Consider the following 20,821-nt stretch of genomic DNA (forward strand, 5'->3'; position numbering starts at 1 on the left):
TATCTAGGTTGAGCAATTCCGAGCCTGAGCGAGACGCTCACGCCACCTTCGGGTCGAGCTCGCCGCCGGCGTAGCGCTTGGCCATCTCGGCGGTCGTCAGCACACGCTTGATCTTGCCGGCCTGGCCCGCGGTGTTGAACTCCTCGAAGCGCTGCTTGCAGAGCTTGGTCATCGCTTCCATCGCCGGCTTCAGGTACTTGCGCGGATCGAACTCTTCCGGGTGCTCCGACAGAACCTTGCGGATCTGGCCGGTCATCGCCATGCGGTTGTCGGTGTCGATGTTGATCTTGCGCACGCCGTTCTTGATGCCGCGCTGGATCTCGGCGACCGGCACGCCCCAGGTCGGCTTCATCTTGCCGCCGAACGAGTTGATGATCTCCTGCAGGTCCTGCGGCACCGACGACGAGCCGTGCATGACGAGATGGGTGTTCGGCAGCTTGCGGTGGATCTCCTCGATCACGTTCATGGCGAGGATGTCGCCGTCCGGCTTGCGGGTGAACTTGTAGGCGCCGTGCGAGGTGCCCATCGCAATCGCGAGCGCGTCGACCTTGGTCTCCTGGACGAACTTCACGGCCTCGTCGGGATTGGTCAGCAACTGGTCGTGCGACAGCTTGCCTTCGGCGCCGTGGCCGTCCTCCTTGTCGCCCATGCCGGTCTCGAGCGAACCGAGCACGCCGAGCTCGCCTTCGACCGAAATGCCGCCGAGATGCGCCATCGTCGTCACGGTCTTGGTGACGCCGACATTGTACTCCCAATCGCCGGGGGTCTTGCCGTCGGCCTTCAGCGAGCCGTCCATCATCACCGAGGTGAAGCCGGACTGGATCGCGGTCATGCAGGTTGCCGGCTCGTTGCCGTGGTCGAGATGCACGCAGATCGGGATCTGCGGATAGATCTCGGTCAGCGCGTCCATCATGTGCTTGAGCATGACGTCGTTGGCATAGGCGCGGGCGCCGCGCGAGGCCTGGATGATGACCGGGGCGTCGGCTGCGCTGGCCGCCGTCATGATCGCCAGCGCCTGTTCCATGTTGTTGATGTTGAAGGCCGGGACGCCGTAATCGTGCTCCGCCGCGTGATCGAGCAATTGACGCAAGGTAATGCGGGCCATGGCTGGAACTCCCTGGGATAAGAATTGGACCGTGCGGCTGACGCACGCGTCGAAACGGCTGCACCGTGCATAACGCGGTGATCGGCGGAATCCAAGGGTGCCGGCGACGCAGGCGAGAGGAGGGGGCGGTCAGGCGGCACCCAAGGTTATCAACCCCGAGAGCGCGCCGCGAGCCGACAACGCGGGATCAGCTCTTCCTGGCTTCGAGAGCGGCGATGCGCTCCTCGACCTCGGTGACACGTTCGTCGAAGTCGCTGGCGGCCGCGCGCATCATGACCAGCATGCCAGCGGAATCGCGACGCTGTTTGCGGATTAAGACTTCCAGGGCGTCAAGCCGCGTCTCGGTCGATTGTCTGAATTGGCCAAACTCTGATCGGAACGCAGCAATGCTCTCCTGGATCTTGATGAGGATCGAGTGGACAGCGTCTGTCGGGGGCTCGGCCATGGATGGAACATAACAGAAACATCCATAGCCGACAAGCTCAGAGTATTAGGCCTTCAGCACTTCCACGCCCGGGAGCGGCTTGCCTTCCATCCATTCAAGGAAGGCGCCGCCCGCGGTCGAAACGTAGCTGAAATCGCCGGCCACGCCGGCCTGATTGAGCGCAGCAACCGTGTCACCGCCGCCCGCCACCGAGACCAGCTTCTTGGCCTTGGTCCGCTCAGCGGCGTGCTTGGCGGCGACCATCGTGCCGCGGTCGAACGGCGTCAGCTCGAAGGCACCGAGCGGGCCGTTCCAGACCAGGGTCGCGGCGTCGTCGATCGCGGAATGGATGCGCGCGGTCGATTGCGGGCCGACGTCGAGGATCATGCTGTCCGGCGGGATCGCGTCGAGGCCGTAGGCGAAGGACGGCGAGTTGGCCGCGAAGTGGAACGACACGGTGGCGTCCACCGGCAGGATGATCGCGCAGTTCGAGGACTCCGCCTTCTCCATGATCCTGAGCGCGGTGGCCGCCAGATCCTTCTCGGCCAGCGACTTGCCGATCTGCACGCCCTGCGCATGCAGGAAGGTGTTGGCCATGCCGCCGCCGATCACCAGCGCGTCGACCTTGGTGACGAGGTTTTCCAAGAGGTCGATTTTGGTCGAGACCTTGGCGCCGCCGACGATCGCGATGACCGGCTTGGCCGGGCGGCCCAGCGCCTTGTCGAGCGCGTCGAGCTCGGCCTGCATGGTGCGGCCGGCATAGGCCGGCAGCTTGTGGCCGAGGCCCTCGGTCGAGGCATGGGCGCGGTGGGCGGCGGAGAACGCGTCGTTGACCCAGATGTCGCCGAGCTTTGCGAGCTCGCCCACGAACGCCGGATCTTTCTTCTCTTCCTCCTTGTGGAAGCGGGTGTTCTCCAGGCACAGCACGTCGCCGTCCTTCATCGCGGCGATGGCGGTGGCGGCCGGCTCGCCGATGCAGTCATCGGCGAAGGCGACCGGGCGCTTGATCACTTGCGACAGCGCGGCCGCGACCGGCTTCAGCGAGTCCTTGGCGTCGCGGCCCTTGGGCCGGCCGAAATGGGCGAGCAGGATGACCTTGCCGCCCTTGCTCGCGATCTCGTTGATGGTCGGCGCGACGCGCTCCAGGCGCGTGGCGTCGGTCACGTGGCCATTCTCCATGGGCACGTTGAGATCGACGCGCAGCAGCACGCGCTGGCCTTTGACGTCGACGTCGTCGAGGGTTCGGAATTGTTTCATGTCATGCTCGCTTGTTGGCCGACATCACGAGGAGCCCGGAGGCTGATGCTCTGGCGGGTTGCCCTCTTGCTGGGACGTCACCTTTCGCCCCTGGCGAAACCCGTAAAAGATGACCCCGATCATCAGGATCACGCCGGGAATTCCGAGCCAGTGCGGAAGGGTCATGATGCTCTCTTGAGCCGTCATTCCGGGGCGATGCGAAGCATCGAACCCGGAATCTCGAGATTCCGGGTCTGGTCCTTCGGACCATCCCGGAATGACGATCGAGAATGCAGTTAAAGCAGCTTGCCCATCGCGACGGCGGTGTCGGCCATGCGGTTGGAGAAGCCCCACTCGTTGTCGTACCAGGACATCACGCGCACGAGGTTGCCGTTCATGACCTTGGTCTGGTCCATGTGGAACGTCGAGGAGTGCGGGTCGTGGTTGAAGTCGATCGAGACGTTCGGCGCGTTGGTGTAGCCGAGCACGCCCTTGAGCTCCTGCTCGGCGGCGCGCTTGATCGCCTCGTTGATCTCCTTCGGCTCGGTGTTGCGCTTGGCGACGATCTTGAGGTCGACAACCGAGACGTTCGGCGTCGGCACGCGGATCGCGACGCCGTCGAGCTTGCCCTTCAGCTCCGGCAGCACGAGGCCGATCGCCTTGGCCGCACCGGTCGAGGTCGGGATCATCGACATCGCCGCCGCGCGGCCGCGATAGAGATCCTTGTGCATGGTGTCGAGCGTCGGCTGATCGCCGGTATAGGCGTGGATCGTGGTCATGAAGCCAGTCTCGATGCCGACCGTGTCGTTCAGCACCTTGGCGACCGGCGCCAGGCAGTTGGTGGTGCACGAGCCGTTGGAGACGACCAGATGATCCTTCGTCAGCGTGGTGTGGTTGACGCCGTAGACGATGGTGGCGTCGGCGCCGTCGGCCGGAGCTGAGACCAGCACCCGCTTGGCGCCGGCAGTCAGATGCGCCGAGGCCTTGTCCTTGGAGGTGAAGATGCCGGTGCATTCCAGCGCGATGTCGACGCCGAGATCCTTCCACGGCAGCTTCGACGGATCGCGCTCGGCGGTGACCTTGATCTTGCCCTGGCCGATATCGATGCTGTCGCCGTCGACGGTCACGGTGTGCGGGAAGCGGCCGTGCACGCTGTCGAAGCGCAGCAGATGGGCATTGGTCTCGACCGGGCCGAGATCGTTGATGCCGACCACCACGATGTCCTTGCGGCCCGATTCCGCGATGGCGCGCAGAACGTTGCGGCCGATACGGCCAAACCCGTTGATCCCGACCCGGACTGCCATTTTCGTCTCCTTCAATGACGTTTCTCGTCCCCGTCTGCGTCCTCCCAACAGGGGCGCCACGAGGGTTTTGGAACTAATGCCGACCGGTTCTGCCGGACGGGAGCGGACGATAAGGGCCTTCTGGTAGACCTTTTTCGCGCAAACCTCAACTGTCTGGCGGCGATCCGGCTCCTGCCGACCGCGCGGCATTGATCAGCGCCAGCAGCTCCTCGCCGTAATGTTCGAGCTTCTTGTCGCCGATCCCTGGTATATCGCGGAGCTGGCCGAGCGTGGTCGGCCGGGCGCTGGCGATGCCGTCGATGGTGGCGTCGTGCAGCACCACATAGGCTGGTACACCACGCTTGCGCGCGATCTCCGAGCGCCAGGCGCGCAGGCTGGCGAGCAGGGGCGCATCGGCTGCCGCCGCGGGCCGCGCCACCAGCTCGCCACGGCGTGATTTGCTGCGGATCGCGCGGACCGAGCTTGCCGTCTCCTCGCGCAGCATGACCGGCGTCTCGCCCTTCAGCACGCCGCGGGAGCTCTCCGTCAATTTCAGCGCGCCATAGGCTTCGCTGTCGGGTGCGAGATGCCCCATCGCCACCAACTGGCGCAGCGCCGCGCGCCACTGCTTCTCATTGAGCTCGCGGCCGATGCCGAACACTGACAATTGATCGTGTCCGAACTGCTTGACGCGCTCGGTGGCGCGCCCCACCAGCACGTCGATCAGATGCATGGCGCCGAAACGCTGGCCGGTGCGATAGGCGCAGGACAGCAGCTTCTGCGCGATCACCTTGCCGTCGCGCATCTTCGGCGGCGACACGCAGTTGTCACAATTGCCGCAGTTCTCGCCCGCCGGGCTCTCGCCGAAATAGCTGAGCAGCAACTTGCGCCGGCAGCCTGCGGTCTCGGCGAGCGCGACCAATGAATCGAGCTTGCGGATCGACATCCGCTTGTAGGCCTCGGCGCCGGTGGATTCGTCGATCATCCGGCGCTGCTGCACGATGTCTGAGAGACCATAGGCCATCCACGCCGTCGACGGCTTGCCGTCGCGCCCGGCGCGCCCCGTCTCCTGGTAGTAGGCCTCAATGCTCTTCGGCAGATCGAGATGCGCGACGAAGCGCACGTCCGGCTTGTCGATGCCCATGCCGAAGGCGACGGTGGCGACCACCACGACGCCGTCCTCGTTGATGAAGCGGTCCTGGTTGCGCGAACGCACCGCCGGATCGAGCCCGGCGTGATAGGGGATCGCCGTGATGCCGGCCTCGTTCAGCGCCGCCGCAGTGTCCTCGACCTTGGCGCGCGACAGGCAATACACCACGCCGGCATCGCCGGCATGACGATCCCGAATGAAGGCCTTGAGCTGCGCCGGGCCGTTGTTCTTGTCGACGATCTCGTAGCGGATGTTGGGGCGGTCGAAGCTCGCGACGAATTGCGGCGCATCGGTCAGGCTGAGCCGCTCGGCGATCTCCTTGCGGGTCAGTTCGTCGGCGGTCGCGGTGAGCGCAATGCGCGGCACGTCGGGGAAGCGCTCGGCGATGATCGAGAGGCCGATATATTCCGGGCGGAAGTCGTGCCCCCATTGCGACACGCAATGCGCCTCGTCGATCGCGAACAGCGCGATCTCCGCGCGCTCCAGCAGCGACAGGCAGCGCGGCGTCACCAGCCGCTCGGGCGCAACGTAGAGCAGGTCGAGGTCCCCGACGATCAGCCGCCGCTCAACCTCATCGGCTTCCTCGCGCGACAGGGTGGAGTTCAGCACGGCGGCGTTGACGCCGGCCTCGATCAGGCCGGCGACCTGGTCGCGCATCAGCGCGATCAGCGGCGACACCACGATGCCGCAGCCCTTTCGCAGCAGCGCCGGCAGCTGATAGCACAGCGACTTGCCGCCGCCGGTCGGCATCAGCACCAGGCAATTGCCGCCCTCGGCGACATGCCGGACCACCTTTTCCTGCGCGCCGCGAAAACCCGGCAGCCCGAACACCGAATGCAGCACCGCCAGCGCGCGATCGGCCGTGTCGGTCGGGGCGTTGGGGGACGAGGGCATGGTGGGAGGGAGCTTCCGGAAGGTCTGGCGAACGAGCGCCTCAAGGGCGCCGGTTCTCCTATTGTCCTCGTCCTGGCGCGTCACAGTCAATGCATCTCCTCACCCTGAGGAGACCGCCGGAGGCGGTCGTCTCGAAGGGCGAGGCCAGCGCTTTCGACGCGGGCCTCATGGTTCGAGACGGCGCTGCGCGCCTCCTCACCATGAGGGTATTCACCGACTACGCCGTGAGAACGCTCAGCCCAGCCGCTTGACCGCCGCGTCCACCGCCGCTTCCGCGGTGATGCCGAAGTGCTTGTACAGCTCCTTGTAGGGGCCGCTCTCGCCGAACGAATGCATGCCGACGAAGATGCCGTCCTGGCCGATCACGGCGTCCCAGCCCCAGCGCACCGCGGCTTCGATCGCGATCTTGACCGGCGCGTTGCCGATGATCCTGGCCTTGGCTTCGGCCGGCTGCTCGAGCAGCAGCTCCAGCGACGGCACCGAGACGACGCGCGCGGCGATGCCGCGCTCGGCGAGCTGCTTCTGCGCGGCGACCGCGATCTCGACCTCGGAGCCGGTGGCGAACAGCGACACCTTGGCCTCGCCTTGCGCGGCCACCAGCTCATAGCCGCCATGGCTGCACGGATTGTCCGACGGCGCATTGGTGCGCAGCTGCGGCAGGTTCTGCCGCGTCAGCGCCAGCACGGTCGGGCCGTTGGTGCGGTTCAGCGCCAGCTCCCAGCATTCGGCGGTCTCGACGGCGTCGGCCGGGCGGAACACGCGCATGTTCGGGATCGCGCGCAGCGCCGCCAGATGCTCGACAGGCTGGTGCGTCGGGCCGTCCTCGCCGAGGCCGATCGAATCGTGGGTCATGACGTACACCACGCCGGCGCCCATCAGCGCCGACAGGCGCATCGCACCGCGGGCGTAGTCCGAGAACACCAGGAAGGTGGCGCCGTTCGGCGCGAAGCCGCCATGCAGGAAGATGCCGTTCATGCATGCCGCCATGCCGTGCTCGCGGATGCCGTAATGGATGAAGCGGCCCTTCGGCGTCTTGGCCGAGAACGAGGTCGCCGACTTCGCCTTGTTGTTGTTGGAGCCGGTGAGATCCGCGGAGCCGGCCACGAATTCGAACGGCATCGCCGCTGCGATCACCTCGATCGCGGCCTCCGACGACTTGCGGGTGGCGATGTTGAGCGGGTTCTCGAGCAGCGCCTTCTTGTGGTCCTTCAGTGCCTTCGCCAGCGTGGCGGGGCGCTCGTGGCGCAGCCGGCGTTCGAACTCCGCCCGCTTGCGCGGGCCCATCTCGCCGAGTCGGGTCTCCCATTCGCTGCGCGCAGCCGCGCCGCGGCGGCCGGCCTCGCGCCAGGCGGCGAGCACGTCGTCGGGCACGGAGAAGGCTTCCTGCGAGATGCCGAGCTTCTCCTTGGCGCCCTTCAATTCCTCGGCGCCGAGGGCCTCGCCATGCACCTTGGAGGTGCCGGCCTTGGTCGGCGCGCCATAGCCGATCGTGGTCTTGCAGGCGATCAGCGACGGCTTCGACGATTTCTGCGCCCTGATGATCGCAGCGGCAATCGCCTCGGGGTCATGGCCGTCGATCAGCTCGGCGGCCCAGCCGGCCGATTTGAAGCGCTTCACCTGATCGACCGAATCGGCGATCGACAGCGGGCCGTCGATCGAGATGCCGTTGTCGTCCCACAGCACGATCAGCTTGTTGAGCTTCCAGTGCCCGGCCATCGCGATCGCTTCCTGGGAGATGCCCTCCATCAGGTCGCCGTCCGAGGCCAGCACGTAGGTGTGATGGTCGACGATCTTCTTGCCGTATTCCGCCTGCAGCATCTTCTCGGCCAGCGCCATGCCGACCGCGGTGGAGATGCCCTGGCCGAGCGGGCCGGTGGTGGTCTCGATGCCCTTGGTGCGGAAATTCTCCGGATGGCCCGGCGTGAGCGAATCGACCTGGCGGAAGCGCTTGATCTGGTCGAGCGTCATCTCCTCGTTGCCGGTCAGATACAGCAGCGCATACAGCAGCATCGAGCCGTGGCCGGCCGACAGCACGAAGCGGTCGCGGTCCGGCCAGGCGGGCGCTGCGGCATCATATTTCAGCACGCGGGTGAACAGCACGGTGGCGACGTCGGCGGCGCCCATCGGCAGGCCAGGATGGCCTGATTTCGCCTTTTCGACGGCGTCCATTGCGAGCGCGCGGATGGCGTTGGCCATGCGGGAATGATCGACCTGCGTCATGCTGGAATCCGTCCAAACGTGAAATGCTGATGACAGGAGAGCCGCCGGTATTGCTGGCGGGCCGGGATTTTGCGGGCTGATTAGCACCTCAGTTCCGGGAATCAAAGGCAATGCAACGTCCCGGACGTCCCAAAAGTTGCTTAGTAGTGCATAGTTTCGGCCGAGCGTTGCGCTTGGCTCGCCCAGCACGTAAGATTCTGCCCGTAAACGCTTGCCGGACAGCGGCTTTTGTCGCTATCCCCGGGCGGTGTAAGGGCCTCGCATCCGTGCCATGAACGATCACCCTGCCAATCTTGCCGGTCAGGTGGAACCCGGCGCTGCCGATCTGGAGGCGGCGACGCGGCGACTCATGACGGCCCTCGACGCGCTGGAGAGCGCGGTCGAGCGGCGGCGCGAGGCGGATCGCGACGAGGACGAGCTGGCGACGCGCATCCAGGCGCTCGGTGCCGACCGCTCCCGCCTTGCGGACGAGCTCGACGGCTCGCTGATGAAGACGCGCCGGCTCGAGCGCACCAACCGCGAGATTGCCGAGCGTCTCGACACGGCAATCGGCACCATCCGCGCGGTGCTCAATGGCGGCGGGCAGGACGGTGCTGAAGACGAGGATGACGAATGAGCCACATCAACGTCACCATCAACGGCCGCCAATATCGCATGGCCTGCGAGGAAGGCCAGGAGCTGCGGCTTCTCAAGCTTGCCGAGAGCCTCGAGACGCGCATCACCAATCTGCGCGGCAAGTTCGGCGAGATCGGCGACGCCCGGTTGACGGTGATGGCCGCGCTGACCGTGTGCGACGAACTGATCGACGCCAACCAGCGCGTGCAGCTGCTCGAGCAGGAGCTCGAAGGCCTGCGCAATGTTCGCAGCCAGTCCGCCGACCGCGCCCGCGCCACGCAGGTCGCCGTGGCCAAGGCCCTCAACGCCGCCGCCGAGCGCATCGAGCGCACCACGCAGGTGCTCAACCGCACGATCGGTGGCGGGGTCGCGATCGGGTAGCGCGGATCGAACTAACAACTAATAATCTGGCGTCGGCGCTGGTCTTCGCTTGTCATTCGAAAGCGCCTATGAGTGTGCCCTCTCCCCTTGCGGGCCCCTTGCGGGAGAGGGCATCTCCGGCCTGTCCGCGTACGCGGTTGGGTGAGGGCTATCTCTCCGCGGATACCGCGCTTGCGGAGGCATACCCCTCACCCAAACCGAGCTTGCTGCTCTGTCCTACATGCCCTCTCCCGCAAGGGGGACAGGGCGCTGTATCTGACAGCACGCCGGAATTTCGCGCTTCTCTCCGCGTCGCTCACGTTGGTGCGAGCAGCGCCTCGATCGCCGCCTTGTCGATCACCGACCACACTTGCGCGATCCTGCCATCACGGAATTCGTAGAACACGTTCTCGGCAAAGGCGACGCGCCGGCCGTTGACGGCCAGGCCGAGGAATTCGCCCTTCGGCGTGCAGTCGAAGTCCAGCCGGCTCGCGATCCGCGGCGGGTCGGACAGCAGCAGGCCGATGTTGAAGCGAAGATCGGGAATCTCGGTGAAGTTGCCGATCAGCATGTCGCGATAGCCGGCGAGGCCGAGCGGCTGGCCGTTATGCACGACACGGTCATGCACGAAGTCGCCGAGCGCCGGCCAGGCCTGCGCATTCAGGCAGACGATATAGGCGCGATAGTGATTGGCGAGTTCGGCGGCGGTCATGGTGGTGATCTCAACGAGGGTGGATCGTGATCAATCCTCCCCGGCGTGCACTGTTCCCGCCGTTGATTCGGCGATGCGGCTCCAGTGCGTCCAAGTCCAGCATCGGTGGCTATGGGTCCCGGCTCAAGGCCGGGACGACGTCGGAGGGCGTGGCGCGCTGCTCGCCATCCCCTCCGCTGTCGTCCCGGCGAACGCCGGGACCCAGACCGCGTGATCTGTCGAGGGACGTGGCTGCCAGTTGTCGCGCTGGTTGGCTGCCAGCATGAACGAGCCAGTGAGATGGCGTCACCTTGTGCAGCCGCGAACGTGATCATCCGCGACGTGATCGTGTTGCGAGCGCTTGTCGTTCGCTGCAGTCTAGCCTACTCCTTGCCCCAAGCGAACCTGTTCGAAATCCGGCGCCGACAAGCGGGATCGAGTTCGCGTCAGGGAGGTGTTCTTGAACAAGCTCATTCTCGCGGCGGCCGCCGCAGCCTTCACCGCGCTCGCCACGCCGCTCGCCGCCGCGCCGCTGCCCGAAGCCAAGCCCGACGAGGTCGGCTTCTCGCAGGCAGGCCTGACGCGCATGGATGACTTCTTCGCGCGCGAGATCGCGGCGAAGCGGGTGCCCGGCGCCGTCGTGGCGATCGCGCGCGACGGCAAGCTGGTGCACTACAAGGCCTATGGCCAGCTCGATCCGGTCAAGGGCACGCCGATGCCGCTCGACGCGATCTTCGCCCTCGCGTCGATGACCAAGCCGATGGCCGCGGTGGCCGGGCTGACCCTGATGGAACAGGGACGGTTGCCGCTGCAGGCCAAGCTCGCCGACTATTATCCGGCTTTTGCCGATATGAAGGTGGGCGTGACGCAGGAGGCCGGATCGCTGCTGCTGACGTCGCAGATCAGGCCGATCCTGATCCACGATCTCTATCGCCACACCTCGGGCCTGATGTATGGCGGCCGGCCCGACAGCTCGAGCGCCGTGGCGCGGCTCTATCCCGACGGCACGGCACCGGCGATCGAGGGCGACACGCAGGCCTTCATCGAGCGCATCACCAAGCTGCCGCTGGCGCATCAGCCGGGCACGCAGTTCGAATACGGCTTCTCGATCGACGTGCTCGGTGCGGTGGTCGAGAAGGTCGCAGAGCAGCGGCTCGGCGAATATCTTGCCAACAATGTCTGGAAGCCGCTCGGCATGGTCGATGCGACCTTCGCGCCGACAGACGCGCAGCGGCCGCGGCTGGCGCGGCCGTTTCCGAACGATCCGCTCACCGGCAAGCCGCAGGCGATCAAGCTGTTGGACACGCCGCTCAAATCGGATTGCGGCGGTGCCTGCGCGTTCGCGACCATCGGCGACTATGTCCGCTTCGGCCAGATGCTGCTGAACGGCGGCGAGCTCGACGGTGCGCGCATCCTGAGTCCGAAGACCGTGCATCACATGACCTCCAACCATCTCGGCCCCGAGATCAAGAACACCGTCGCCAATGTCGAGCCGCATCGCGCCGGCTTCAGCTTCGGGCTGAGCGTCGCCGTGCGCGTCAGCGAGGGATTGTCGGCGGTGCCCGGCAATCCCGGCGAGTTCAGCTGGAACGGCGCCTATGGCACGCAGTTCTTCTGCGATCCCAAGGAGCGGCTCGTGGTAGTGGTTGGCACGGCCGCGCCGGGCGACCTGCGCAAATATTATCGCGAGCAGGTGCAGGACATCGTCTACGGCGCCATGGTCAAGTAGCGCATGCTGACCGTTCATCACCTCGGAAAATCCCAATCCGAACGTATCGTCTGGCTCTGCGAGGAGCTGGAGATCCCGTATGAGTTGAAATGCTACGCGCGCGACGCCAGGACGATCCTGGCGCCGGCGGAGTACAAGGCGCTGCATCCGATCGGCGCTGCGCCCGTCATCACCGACGGCGAGCTGGTGCTCGCGGAGTCCGGCGCTGTCGTCGACTACATCATCGCGAAATACGGCCAGGGGCGCTTACGGCCCGGGCCCGCCGACCCCAGCTTCGCGCCGTTCCTGTATTGGTTTCATTTCGCCAACGGCACCTTGCAGGCGGCGATGGGGCGGCTGATGATCCTGAACCGGCTCAATCTGCCGGACGACAACGCCATGCTCGGCGCGATGCGCGCGCGGCTCGACCGCGCGTTCGCGCTCGTAGAGGCGCGTTGCGGTGAATCGGACTATCTCGCAGGCGACACGCTGACGGCGGCCGATATCATGACGGTGTTCTCACTCACTACCATGCGCTACTTCCTGCCCTACGATCTCGCGCCATACCCCAACATCCGCACATATCTGTCGCGCATCGCCGCACGCTCCGCCTATCAGCGGGCGATGGCGAAGGGGGATCCGGGGATGGCGTTGTTGTTGAGCTGATCTGCAGGACGTTCGTTGGACGAAGAGTCCAGCGGCTTGCTCGGTGCAAACCTCTCCCCGCCCTTTGTGGGGAGAGGTCGGATTGCGTAGCAATCCGGGTGAGGGGCATGGCACGCGCGGAGCCCAGGCTGAAGTGCATCGGACGGGCAGGATGGATCAGCGTCGCGCAACTGGCTGCACCTCCCGTGCGGCTGCCCCTCACCCCAACCCTCTCCCCGTGAAGAACGGGGCGAGGGAGCAGACTGCCCGAGCGGCGAGAGATCGTCTCACTCAACCATTATCGACTGATGAGTTGGAGGCCCGTCCCGTAACCCTTCGGGGGGGGGCTCCTCACCTCTGCCGCTTCCGGCTCCATTCCAGGAACGAGCGATACAGCTCCTCCTTCTCCGCCTTCGACGGCGGCGCCTTGGCCTGCGAGGCCAGGAACGCCTCGAAGCGCTCCTGCTGGGTCAGGCCGCCGGTCGCGGCCGGCGGCAGGCCGATGTCGGCTTCCTTCTTCATGCGCTCCAGCACGGTCTCGACATAGGGGTAGCGCTGCCAGCCCGGCACCTGGGCCTCGAGATTGAGGTCCTTCCAGCCGGGGTGGAACGGCGGCTGCTGCAGCCGGGCGAGGTTGGTGAACAGCGTGTCGACGAAGCGGTTGACGCGGTCGGCGCGGTCGCTGCCCGGCTTCCAATTGTACACGGCGAGCACCGAGGGGACCGCGATCGTCTCGACCGCCGTGTCGGGCGCCACCAGCCCCGGATAGGTCTCGGGCTTGATGCTGGTCGGATAGTAGAAATCCGAGAATTGCTGCGTGTAGGGCACGGGCACGAAGTGGAATCCGGGATCGGCCTTCTTGCCGCTGAACAGCTCGCCGGGCTTGGACGCGACATACACCATCGCCGCGATCTCGCCCTTGTGCAGCTTCTCCAGCGCCACCGGGCCGCCGACCGCGACCGGCTCGATGTCGATGCCGAGGCGCCGGAAGATCAGCGGTCCGGTATGCGCAGCCGCCACGCCCGCCGTGCCCACTGCGATCTTCTGCCCCTTCAGGTCCTGCAGCGTCTTGAACTCCTCGCGCGCATAGATGTGCACGTCGGAGATGAAGAAGCGCAGCACATAGCGGATGCGGTCGTTGATGTTGGAAAGGCCGGCCTGCTTGGCATAGAAGTCGAACGCGTCGGCATAGGTGATCGCGACGTCGACGCCGCGCAGATAGAGCAGGTCGGCGATGTTCGACGTGGTGCCGCGCGTCACCATCGGGATCAGGCGCATGTTGTCGCCGTCATCCATCGTTCGCGCCATTTCGCTGGCGAAGCGCACGAAGCCGCCGTCGGGCAGACCGGCGGCGAGGCCGACGGTCCACTGGTTCATGCGCGCCTTGATCGCGGCTTCGTCGGACGCGCTGCGTGGCTCGGGCGCGCGCGCCTCCGACATGCGCGGTTCGGCGCGCCGCTCGGGCGCGCGCGCCGGCCTGATGGAGAGCGGCGTCGTCGGCGGCTCCGGGGTCAGCGCCTGGGCGAATTCCAGTGGCCGTCCTTCGGCCAGCGCCGCGCCTTGGCAGATGAGCAGGACGGCAGAGATCGATGCCAGCGCCATCAGCGCTGGGCCAGCGAGCGTTCGACGCATGACAGTAGTCCCCCGATCGCGTCTGCCAGCGCGTCCCCACGAGCAGACTGATTAAACCGCGTCAATCTAAGGTCGTGCTCTATTGAGCCCTAAACCTGGCGGATTTGGGGCGGCGACTACTTAAGGTTTCAGATAGCTCCAGCCGCTCTCTTGCAGCTCCATCAGCCTGACGGCGCCCGAAGGCACGAGGCTCGCTTCGGCAACGATCGCGATCGGATGCCCCTCGCGCTTCTCCATGCCGCGCTTGGTGATGTTGCAGGCGGAGAACTTGATCTTGGCGGGAAAGCTGAGCTCGGCGATCTGCTTCAGCCGGTCCTTCACCGGCGAGGTATCCTCGCGCAGCATGTTCAGACCGGGCCCGTAGGTGACGAGCTCGATCTCGACCTCCTCGCCCTTTTCCTTGAACGTCTCCATGATGTTGGTGGCGTTGTTCAGCGCCAGATTCATGATCGCCGGATCGTTCTGATCGACCTGGATCGAGACGCGGTGAATCTTGACGTCGGCCGCGAGGCTCGCGCCCCCCGACGCAATCAGCAGCGCGCAGGCGGCCGTGAGAGTTTTCAGATCGAAACGCATGCCAGGACTCCGATGGACGCAAACAGGAATGCACGATACCAGATATTGGATGTGGGCGTGATCTGCCACAACCCTTGCTTCCAACCGATGGGCCCCAATCATGGCGAGACTATGCGCTGACGGCGCGAGCCCGCCGCGCGAGGGTCGCGATGATGCCGGCTCGTCATCACGCGCGATGGGCCCGGACCGGGAATCTTGTGTGGGCCACCGCCGTTGCAAGGCTCACCGCTGTCGTCCCGGCGAACGCCGGGACCCATAGCCACCGCTGTTAGTTGGCTGCGCTCGATGACTGCCGTTGTGCCCATTGATGGATCCCGCGGTATGGATCCCGGCGTTCGCCGGGATGACGACGGAATGTCGGGATGCGTCACGGCCAATCGATGCACGCGACTCCTGGCAGCACGACACGACGGGCCATCCGCGCATGGGCCTCATGCGCAAACTGCCCGTCGCGTTACGATGTCGCAGGCTGCTTCACTTGTCTCGTCGGGCAAATCAAGCCGATGCTCCGCTCGTCCTGGTGCCGCATGAGGGGCGTGTCGCGACCGTCACGAGACGTGGGCAGTGGGATGCGATGGGCGTGTGTCGACGCAGCGTGAAGCGATTCGCGCGGACGAACGGCGGGACACGACCGGTCAAGTCGCGTGGTCCCGACACCCCGAAGCTGGTGTCCCCCGCGCAACGCGCGTGAGCGCGCTGTGCGACATGGTGGCCAACAAGCCCGGCGCACCAGGGAGAGCGCGAAGCAGCCGTTCAACCGTCGCGCAGGGAAGGCCGGGTGTTTCCGGCTGCACCTGTGGTACCTGCCGCCTGCATTTTTTCTCGCAGGCGGGCCATGGGCGTCAGCCGACGCCCGGCCTTCCCTGCGCCCTCTGTTTCGAAGGGGGCGAACCGTCGAAAAACTCGGACGCCAAGCGCCGCGAGGATGCGAAGCCATGCGTGTTTTGACCTGTTCTGTCGTCGTGGTCAGCTCGGCCCTCACCTCGCCACAACCGTCATCGCCCGCGCAGGCGGGCGATCCAGTACGCCGAGGCCTTTCGGCTCAATCACTGCTGCCGCGGCGTACTGGGTCGCCCGGTCCCGTCTTCGCCTTCGGCTTCGACGCGGCCGCGAATGGACAGGGCGCGCCGAAGCTTCAGCGAAGGCGGCGAGCCGGGCGACGACACCGAGTGGTTGGCCAAGTCTTGCCTTATCCACGTCCGCCGCTGGCAAAATCACTGGGCCATGGTTACATTGCCCCTGCGAGGCTGCGACGCGCGTCCGGAACCAACATATCCCCGGGGCCTTATCGATCCTTTAGGGAACTGTCCCTGGCCAGGTCCGTGGACCTGGACATATGGTGCCCACCTACTTTCGTAGGGAACTCCGGGATCGAGCGTTTCAACGGCGATTGCGGCTTCGCGCTTGTTTCCCCTGCGTCTCTGTTCTGCTCCTCCGTTCTCCTGCCTCTCCGTCTCCTTCGTCTGTCCCCTTCGGTTGCCGACCTGCTACGTTTCTGCAACGTTGAAGTGCCCGCGTCCGCGCGCTCTGAACGGAGGTCCCGTCGCATGCCGATGAAGGCCGCTCAGCACACCAAGCAGCAACTGCGGGCTGCGGCGCTCGCCGCGCGCGACGCCCTGAGCGAGGAGGCGCGCAGCGCCGCCGCGCAGGCCATTGCCGCGCGCGGGCTGCCGTTTGCGCTGGAGGCCGGCACGGTGGTCTCCGGCTACGCGCCGATCCGCAACGAGCTCGATCCGATGCCGCTGATGCTGGCGCTGGCCGCGCAGGGGGCGCGGCTGGCGCTGCCGGTCATCCTGGCGCGCGGCCATTCGCTCTCGTTTCGGGCCTGGTCGCCGGGCGACCGGCTGACGCTGGGTGCGCTCGGCATCCCCGAGCCGTCGCCGGTTGCGGCCGAGCTGGTCCCTCAGGTCATGCTGGTGCCGCTCGCCGCGTTTGACCGCACCGGTCATCGCATCGGCTATGGCGGCGGCTACTACGACTACACCTTCTCGCACTTGCGCAAAGCACACCACGTCACCGGGGTCGGCCTCGGCTTCGCCGTGCAGGAAACCGAGGCGATCCCGGCCTTGGCCCACGACGCGGCGCTGGATTATGTGCTAACCGAGCGTGAGACCTTGGATTTTCGGAGCCATTGAGTTGCGCATTCTCTTCGTCGGCGACGTCGTCGGCCGGGCCGGCCGCAGCGCCGTCTCGGACCATCTTCCAGGCCTGATCCGCGACTGGGCGCTCGATCTCGTCATCGTCAATGGCGAGAACGCGGCCGGCGGATTCGGCATCACCGAGGCGATCTATCAGGAGCTGGTCGATGCCGGCGCCGACGCGGTGACGCTCGGCAACCACTCGTGGGATCAGCGCGAGGCGCTGGTGTTCATCGAGCGCGCGCCGCGCCTGGTGCGGCCTGCGAACTATCCGGCGGGTACGCCCGGCCGCGGCGCGGCGCTGGTCGAGGCCAAGAACGGCGCCCGCGCGCTCGTGGTGAACGTGCTTGGCCGTGTGTTCATGACGCCGTTCGACGATCCGTTTGCCGCCATCGGCCGCGAGCTCGACGCCTGTCCGTTGCGCGAGGCGGCGGATGCCGTCGTGGTCGACGTGCATTGCGAGGCCTCCAGCGAGAAGCAGGGCCTCGGTCATTTCTGCGACGGCCGCGCCAGCCTCGTCGTCGGCACCCATACCCACGTGCCCACGGCCGATCACCAGATCCTGCCCGGCGGCACCGCCTACATGACGGACGCCGGCATGACCGGGGACTATGATTCGATCATCGGCATGCAGAAGGACGAGCCGCTGCGCCGCTTCCAGTCGGGCATCCCCTCGGCGCGCTTCGAGCCGGCGATGGGCGAGGCGACCCTGAGCGGCGTCGCGGTCGAGACCGACGATGCGACCGGGCTCGCCGAGCGGATCGCGCCGGTGCGCATCGGCGGCCGGCTGTCGCAAACCAAGCCGACATTCTGGGGAGCCTGAGGAGAGCGGGTCAGGCCTTGATGCGGAAACCCATGCGGAACGCGCCCCAATGGCGGCCCTTGATGAAGATCGGTGCGGACAGGTCCTTCATCAGCACGAACTGCCCACCGCCCATGTCGCGGCGGTAGGTCTGCAGCAGGAACGGCTTGTTGCTGGCGGCGGCGACCTTCTTCACCGCGCGGTCCTCGAACAGCCGGCGGTTGCGGCAGTTGGCGTTGTTCCAGACCGGGTCGGGTCCCTGCGGCTTGCGGTAGTTCGGATTGTGCGTCGGCAGGTATCCGCCGCGCGCCCAGGCGACGCAGAACACGATGCGCGGGTCGCTGCCCTGGATCGGGTCCTGGATGGCGGGCAGCACGCGGTCGGTGAACTCGACGTAGCGGGTGAGATATTGCTTCGGGTTGGTGCCGGGAATCTCGCGGTAGCTCTCGTCCATCAGGTCGGCGAGCGTGATCTCGCCGCGGTCGACCGCCGCCTCGAACACAGCCGAGATCTGCCGTGCGGTCTCGACGACGGTGCGGATCAGCGGCGCATCGGCGGTCTCGACGCCGCTCTCGGCGATCAGTCCGATCAAGGCTTCGGAATGGTCGAGCAGCTTGGCGATGCGGCCGTCGGCCTGCTTGAGCTCGATCGAGGACTGGTCGACGCCCTTGGCGAGTTCGGCGAGCTCGCTGATGACGGCGTCGCAATGCGCCAGATTGGAGGTCGCGGCCTTGGCCACGCCGTCGATCTCCTGCCCGACGCTGGTGAAGCCGTCCTGGACGCGGACGATGATGCCGCCGATCTGCTGGGCGCCTTCGCCCGCGGTCTTGGCGCGCGAGGAGGCCTGGCCGCTCTCTCCGAGCAGGCTCTTCACCTGCGAATCCAGCCCGCGCAGGGTGTCGCCGATCTGCTGCGTCGCCTGCCGCGTCGCCTCGGCGAGCGACTTCACCTCGCTGGCGACGACGGCGAAGCCGCGGCCGGCGCTGCCGGCGCGAGCGGCCTCGATGGTCGCGTTCAGCGCCAGCAGATTGGTCTGCTTGGCGATCGCCTCGATCGCGACCGAGACCTTGGCGACCTGCGACAGCGCATCGCCGACCGAGCCCAGCCGCTGCTCGATGCGCTCGACCGAGTCGACCAGCTCGGAGATGTGCTGCACCGCGGTTTCCACCACGCTGCGCGACTGCGCGATGTCGCCGACCGCGGCGGAGGTGGCCGTCTGCACCGCCTGCGAGGCGGTGGCGATGTCGTGATTGGCCGCCACCATCGTCTTGGCGGTCGCCTGCAGATGGCCGAAACGCTGCGACTGGTAGCTGACGCGGTTGGCGACCTCCTGGACGTTGCCGGCGACGTCGGCGAGCTCGACGCCGAGCCCGCCGATGCGGTCGGCGATCTCGTCCATCAGCCGTTCGGCGCCGGAGCGCGCATCGTGACTTTCCAGAATGGCGCGTTGTGCGACAGACATGTTCGGGCTCCCGGGCGTCAAGAATTCAGCAGGTCACCGCACGGCTCACAATTTGTAGGCGGTGCGGAAGCCGCCCCAGTGCCGGCCGCGAACGCGGATCGGCACGTCGATTTCGCGCATCATGACGGTGTTGCCGTTGCCCATGTCGCGTGCGTAGCTCTGGATCAGATAAGGCCGCTGGTTGCGGCCCGCCGCGAGCCCGGCCGGATCGTTGAAGATGCGGCGGTTGCGGCTGTTGGCGGTGTTGAAGGCGACATCGCCCGGCCGCTGCGGATGCGAGTAGATTTTGTTGTGTACCGGCAGATAGCCGTTGCGGTCGATCGCCACGCAGAACGCCATTCGCTGATCCCTGGCCAGGAAGGCCTCCTGGAACGACGGCAGCGCGCGTTCGGCCCAGTCGAGAATCCGGCTGCGGTGCTGCTGCGGATTGGTGCCGGGGATCTCGACATAGTTGGTGTCGAACATGTCCTCCAGCCTGATCTCGCCACGGGCGAGGGCGCTCTCGAACATCCGGTTCAGCTCGGTGCCGGCCTCCATGGCGCGGGTGACGAACTCGTTGTTCTCCTCGTGCAGCGCCCAGAGCTTGTCCTCGATCTTCTCGCGCAGCTCGGCTCCGGGCGCGTCGAACCGCGCCTGGGCGCCGGCCTTGACCTGCTCGGTGATCCGCAAGCGGCAGGGACCGACATCCTCCAGCACGGCGTCGAACTGCGCGTTGACGGCAAGGCGGCCGGCCTCCGGACCGCTGATCAGGACGCCGTCCTTGGAAATCTCGTAGACCTGAGCCGTAACCGCGCGTCCGCCGCTCTTGATGTCGAGCTTGAGATGGCACGGCAGGCGCTCGTCCCCGCTTCGCGCGGTGCGGTCGCCCTGGCGCAACAGCACGGCGCAGCGCGCCTTCAGCTTCTGGGCATACATCGTCACCGCGCGGCCGGCGCTGGTGACGCGCTCGCCATAGCTTTCCGCCTGCTGGGTGGCGCTGCCGATATCGGCGGCGCTGTCGACCACCGACGAGATGAACTGCGACGCCTGGGCGGCATTGTCAGACATCTCGCCGGTGGTCTGGTTCTGCTCGGCGACCGCGCCGTTGACGTTGGTGAAGACGGGGCGGATCGCCTCGATCGCCTGGGCGATGCGGTGGACCGCGTCAGCCGAGCCGGCGGCGTCCTTCTGCAGCGCCTCGATCTTGCGGGTGATCTCCTCGGTGGCATTCTGGGTCTGCACCGCCAGCGCCTTGACCTCGGTGGCGACCACCGCGAAGCCGCGGCCGGCCTCGCCGGCACGGGCGGCCTCGATGGTCGAGTTCAGCGCGAGCAGGGTGGTTTGACGCGCGATCTGGGAGATCAGGTTGACGACGTTGCCGATCGCGGCGGAGGATTCGCGCAGACGGTCGACATTCTCGCGCGCCTCGCGGGCGGCGGCGCTGGCCAGGTCGGCGAGCTGGCCGGCGTCCTCGACCTGGGCCCGGATGCCATGGGCGGATTGAGTCACCTTCTCGGCGGCCTGGGCAAACGTCGTGGCCGTTCCCTGCGCGGCGCTGCTGCGTCCGCTCAAAGCATCGGCGCGCTGGCGGATGTCGGTCAGTGTTCCCGCCGTCGCCTCGGCGCCACTCGCGACAGCGTTCGCGGCCCGCTCCAGCTGGCGGATCATGCCGCCGAGCTCGAGCTCCAGGAGATCGAGAATGGCCTTGGCCGAATCATCCGGCGCAGCCGGCGGCTCAGGCGCGGCGACCGGCTTTGGCTCGGCCACCGGTTCGGACGCCGGGGCACGTCTCGCAAACAAACCAAACGCCATTGGGGTGGCCCCCCGGTCGTGCGTGAAAAGGTGCAGAAGCCCGGCATCCTTGCACTTGACAGTGAAGCCATGGTTAACATTTGCCTTAT

Annotated in this window: 18 protein-coding genes and 1 other RNA gene; 7 read left to right on the plus strand and 12 right to left on the minus strand. The window is 66.5% G+C overall.

Going from position 1 to position 20,821, the window contains the following annotated elements; all coding sequences use genetic code 11:
• Positions 1–37 precede the first annotated feature (37 nt).
• The 7 genes from fba to tkt form a co-directional block, all read right to left on the minus strand.
• On the minus strand, positions 38–1,105 hold the full coding sequence (gene fba, locus QXZ94_RS30010) for a class II fructose-bisphosphate aldolase (protein WP_172134409.1): 1,068 nt from the start codon (positions 1,103–1,105) through the stop codon (positions 38–40).
• A 187-nt stretch (positions 1,106–1,292) separates the two neighbouring features.
• Positions 1,293–1,550 carry a hypothetical protein gene (locus tag QXZ94_RS30015; protein ID WP_315724516.1) on the minus strand — a complete coding sequence of 86 codons (258 nt, stop codon included), beginning with the start codon at positions 1,548–1,550 and terminating at the stop codon, positions 1,293–1,295.
• Between the two features lie 45 nt (positions 1,551–1,595).
• Positions 1,596–2,786, minus strand: a complete 1,191-nt coding sequence (locus tag QXZ94_RS30020) for a phosphoglycerate kinase (protein ID WP_315724518.1) — start codon at positions 2,784–2,786, stop codon at positions 1,596–1,598.
• A gap of 24 nt (positions 2,787–2,810) precedes the next feature.
• On the minus strand, positions 2,811–2,951 hold the full coding sequence (locus QXZ94_RS30025) for a hypothetical protein (protein WP_315724520.1): 141 nt from the start codon (positions 2,949–2,951) through the stop codon (positions 2,811–2,813).
• A 110-nt stretch (positions 2,952–3,061) separates the two neighbouring features.
• Positions 3,062–4,069, minus strand: a complete 1,008-nt coding sequence (gap, locus tag QXZ94_RS30030; RefSeq protein WP_315724522.1) for a type I glyceraldehyde-3-phosphate dehydrogenase — start codon at positions 4,067–4,069, stop codon at positions 3,062–3,064.
• Positions 4,070–4,214: 145 nt separating this feature from the next.
• A complete protein-coding gene (gene recQ / locus QXZ94_RS30035) occupies positions 4,215–6,092 on the minus strand; it encodes a DNA helicase RecQ (protein ID WP_315724524.1) in 1,878 nt (625 codons plus the stop codon).
• Positions 6,093–6,326: 234 nt separating this feature from the next.
• Positions 6,327–8,312: a transketolase gene (gene tkt, locus QXZ94_RS30040; RefSeq protein WP_315724526.1), complete on the minus strand. Its 1,986-nt coding sequence runs from the start codon at positions 8,310–8,312 to the stop codon at positions 6,327–6,329.
• A gap of 271 nt (positions 8,313–8,583) precedes the next feature.
• Between tkt and QXZ94_RS30045 the strand changes: the two genes are divergently transcribed.
• Entirely contained in the window at positions 8,584–8,928 is a 345-nt protein-coding gene (locus tag QXZ94_RS30045; RefSeq protein WP_315724528.1) for a DUF4164 domain-containing protein, read from the plus strand.
• Positions 8,925–9,308: a cell division protein ZapA gene (locus tag QXZ94_RS30050; protein WP_315724530.1), complete on the plus strand. Its 384-nt coding sequence runs from the start codon at positions 8,925–8,927 to the stop codon at positions 9,306–9,308. The genes QXZ94_RS30045 and QXZ94_RS30050 overlap by 4 nt, the downstream gene beginning before the upstream one ends.
• 295 nt (positions 9,309–9,603) lie before the next feature.
• Here the strand turns inward: QXZ94_RS30050 and QXZ94_RS30055 are convergent, their stop codons facing one another.
• Positions 9,604–9,999, minus strand: coding sequence for an ester cyclase (locus QXZ94_RS30055; protein ID WP_315724532.1), 396 nt, complete (start codon positions 9,997–9,999; stop codon positions 9,604–9,606).
• Between the two features lie 439 nt (positions 10,000–10,438).
• On the opposite strand from QXZ94_RS30055, the gene QXZ94_RS30060 reads away from it, so the two are divergent.
• Together QXZ94_RS30060 and QXZ94_RS30065 are read left to right on the plus strand one after the other, a co-directional pair.
• Positions 10,439–11,707 (plus strand): serine hydrolase domain-containing protein, encoded by a 1,269-nt coding sequence (locus tag QXZ94_RS30060; RefSeq protein WP_315724534.1) that lies wholly within the window; start codon positions 10,439–10,441, stop codon positions 11,705–11,707.
• 3 nt (positions 11,708–11,710) lie between these two features.
• The gene (locus QXZ94_RS30065) at positions 11,711–12,352 is read left to right on the plus strand and encodes a glutathione S-transferase family protein (RefSeq protein WP_315724535.1); all 642 of its coding nucleotides are present in this window, start codon (positions 11,711–11,713) and stop codon (positions 12,350–12,352) included.
• A gap of 330 nt (positions 12,353–12,682) precedes the next feature.
• Here QXZ94_RS30065 and QXZ94_RS30070 read toward each other — a convergent pair whose 3' ends face one another.
• Together QXZ94_RS30070 and QXZ94_RS30075 are read right to left on the minus strand one after the other, a co-directional pair.
• Entirely contained in the window at positions 12,683–13,963 is a 1,281-nt protein-coding gene (locus QXZ94_RS30070; RefSeq protein ID WP_315724537.1) for a TAXI family TRAP transporter solute-binding subunit, read from the minus strand.
• A gap of 120 nt (positions 13,964–14,083) precedes the next feature.
• Positions 14,084–14,539, minus strand: coding sequence for a DsrE family protein (locus tag QXZ94_RS30075; RefSeq protein WP_172109990.1), 456 nt, complete (start codon positions 14,537–14,539; stop codon positions 14,084–14,086).
• Positions 14,540–15,780: 1,241 nt separating this feature from the next.
• Between QXZ94_RS30075 and ssrS the strand changes: the two genes are divergently transcribed.
• The 3 genes from ssrS to QXZ94_RS30090 all read left to right on the plus strand — a co-directional run bounded on the left by ssrS (position 15,781) and on the right by QXZ94_RS30090 (position 17,500).
• Positions 15,781–15,942, plus strand: a non-coding RNA gene (gene ssrS / locus QXZ94_RS30080) — 6S RNA.
• A 150-nt stretch (positions 15,943–16,092) separates the two neighbouring features.
• Positions 16,093–16,674, plus strand: a complete 582-nt coding sequence (locus QXZ94_RS30085; protein ID WP_315726615.1) for a 5-formyltetrahydrofolate cyclo-ligase — start codon at positions 16,093–16,095, stop codon at positions 16,672–16,674.
• A 1-nt stretch (position 16,675) separates the two neighbouring features.
• Positions 16,676–17,500 carry a TIGR00282 family metallophosphoesterase gene (locus tag QXZ94_RS30090; protein ID WP_315724541.1) on the plus strand — a complete coding sequence of 275 codons (825 nt, stop codon included), beginning with the start codon at positions 16,676–16,678 and terminating at the stop codon, positions 17,498–17,500.
• A 10-nt stretch (positions 17,501–17,510) separates the two neighbouring features.
• Here QXZ94_RS30090 and QXZ94_RS30095 read toward each other — a convergent pair whose 3' ends face one another.
• Complete coding sequence (locus QXZ94_RS30095; protein ID WP_315724543.1) at positions 17,511–18,941, minus strand: methyl-accepting chemotaxis protein; 1,431 nt, start codon at positions 18,939–18,941, stop codon at positions 17,511–17,513.
• Positions 18,942–18,986: 45 nt separating this feature from the next.
• Positions 18,987–20,732: a methyl-accepting chemotaxis protein gene (locus QXZ94_RS30100; RefSeq protein ID WP_315724545.1), complete on the minus strand. Its 1,746-nt coding sequence runs from the start codon at positions 20,730–20,732 to the stop codon at positions 18,987–18,989.
• Positions 20,733–20,821: the final 89 nt, after the last annotated feature.

Origin of the sequence: Bradyrhizobium sp. SZCCHNS2022 (assembly GCF_032377575.1) — a bacterium.
In the GTDB taxonomy this organism is placed as follows: Bacteria; Pseudomonadota; Alphaproteobacteria; order Rhizobiales; family Xanthobacteraceae; genus Bradyrhizobium; species Bradyrhizobium aeschynomenes.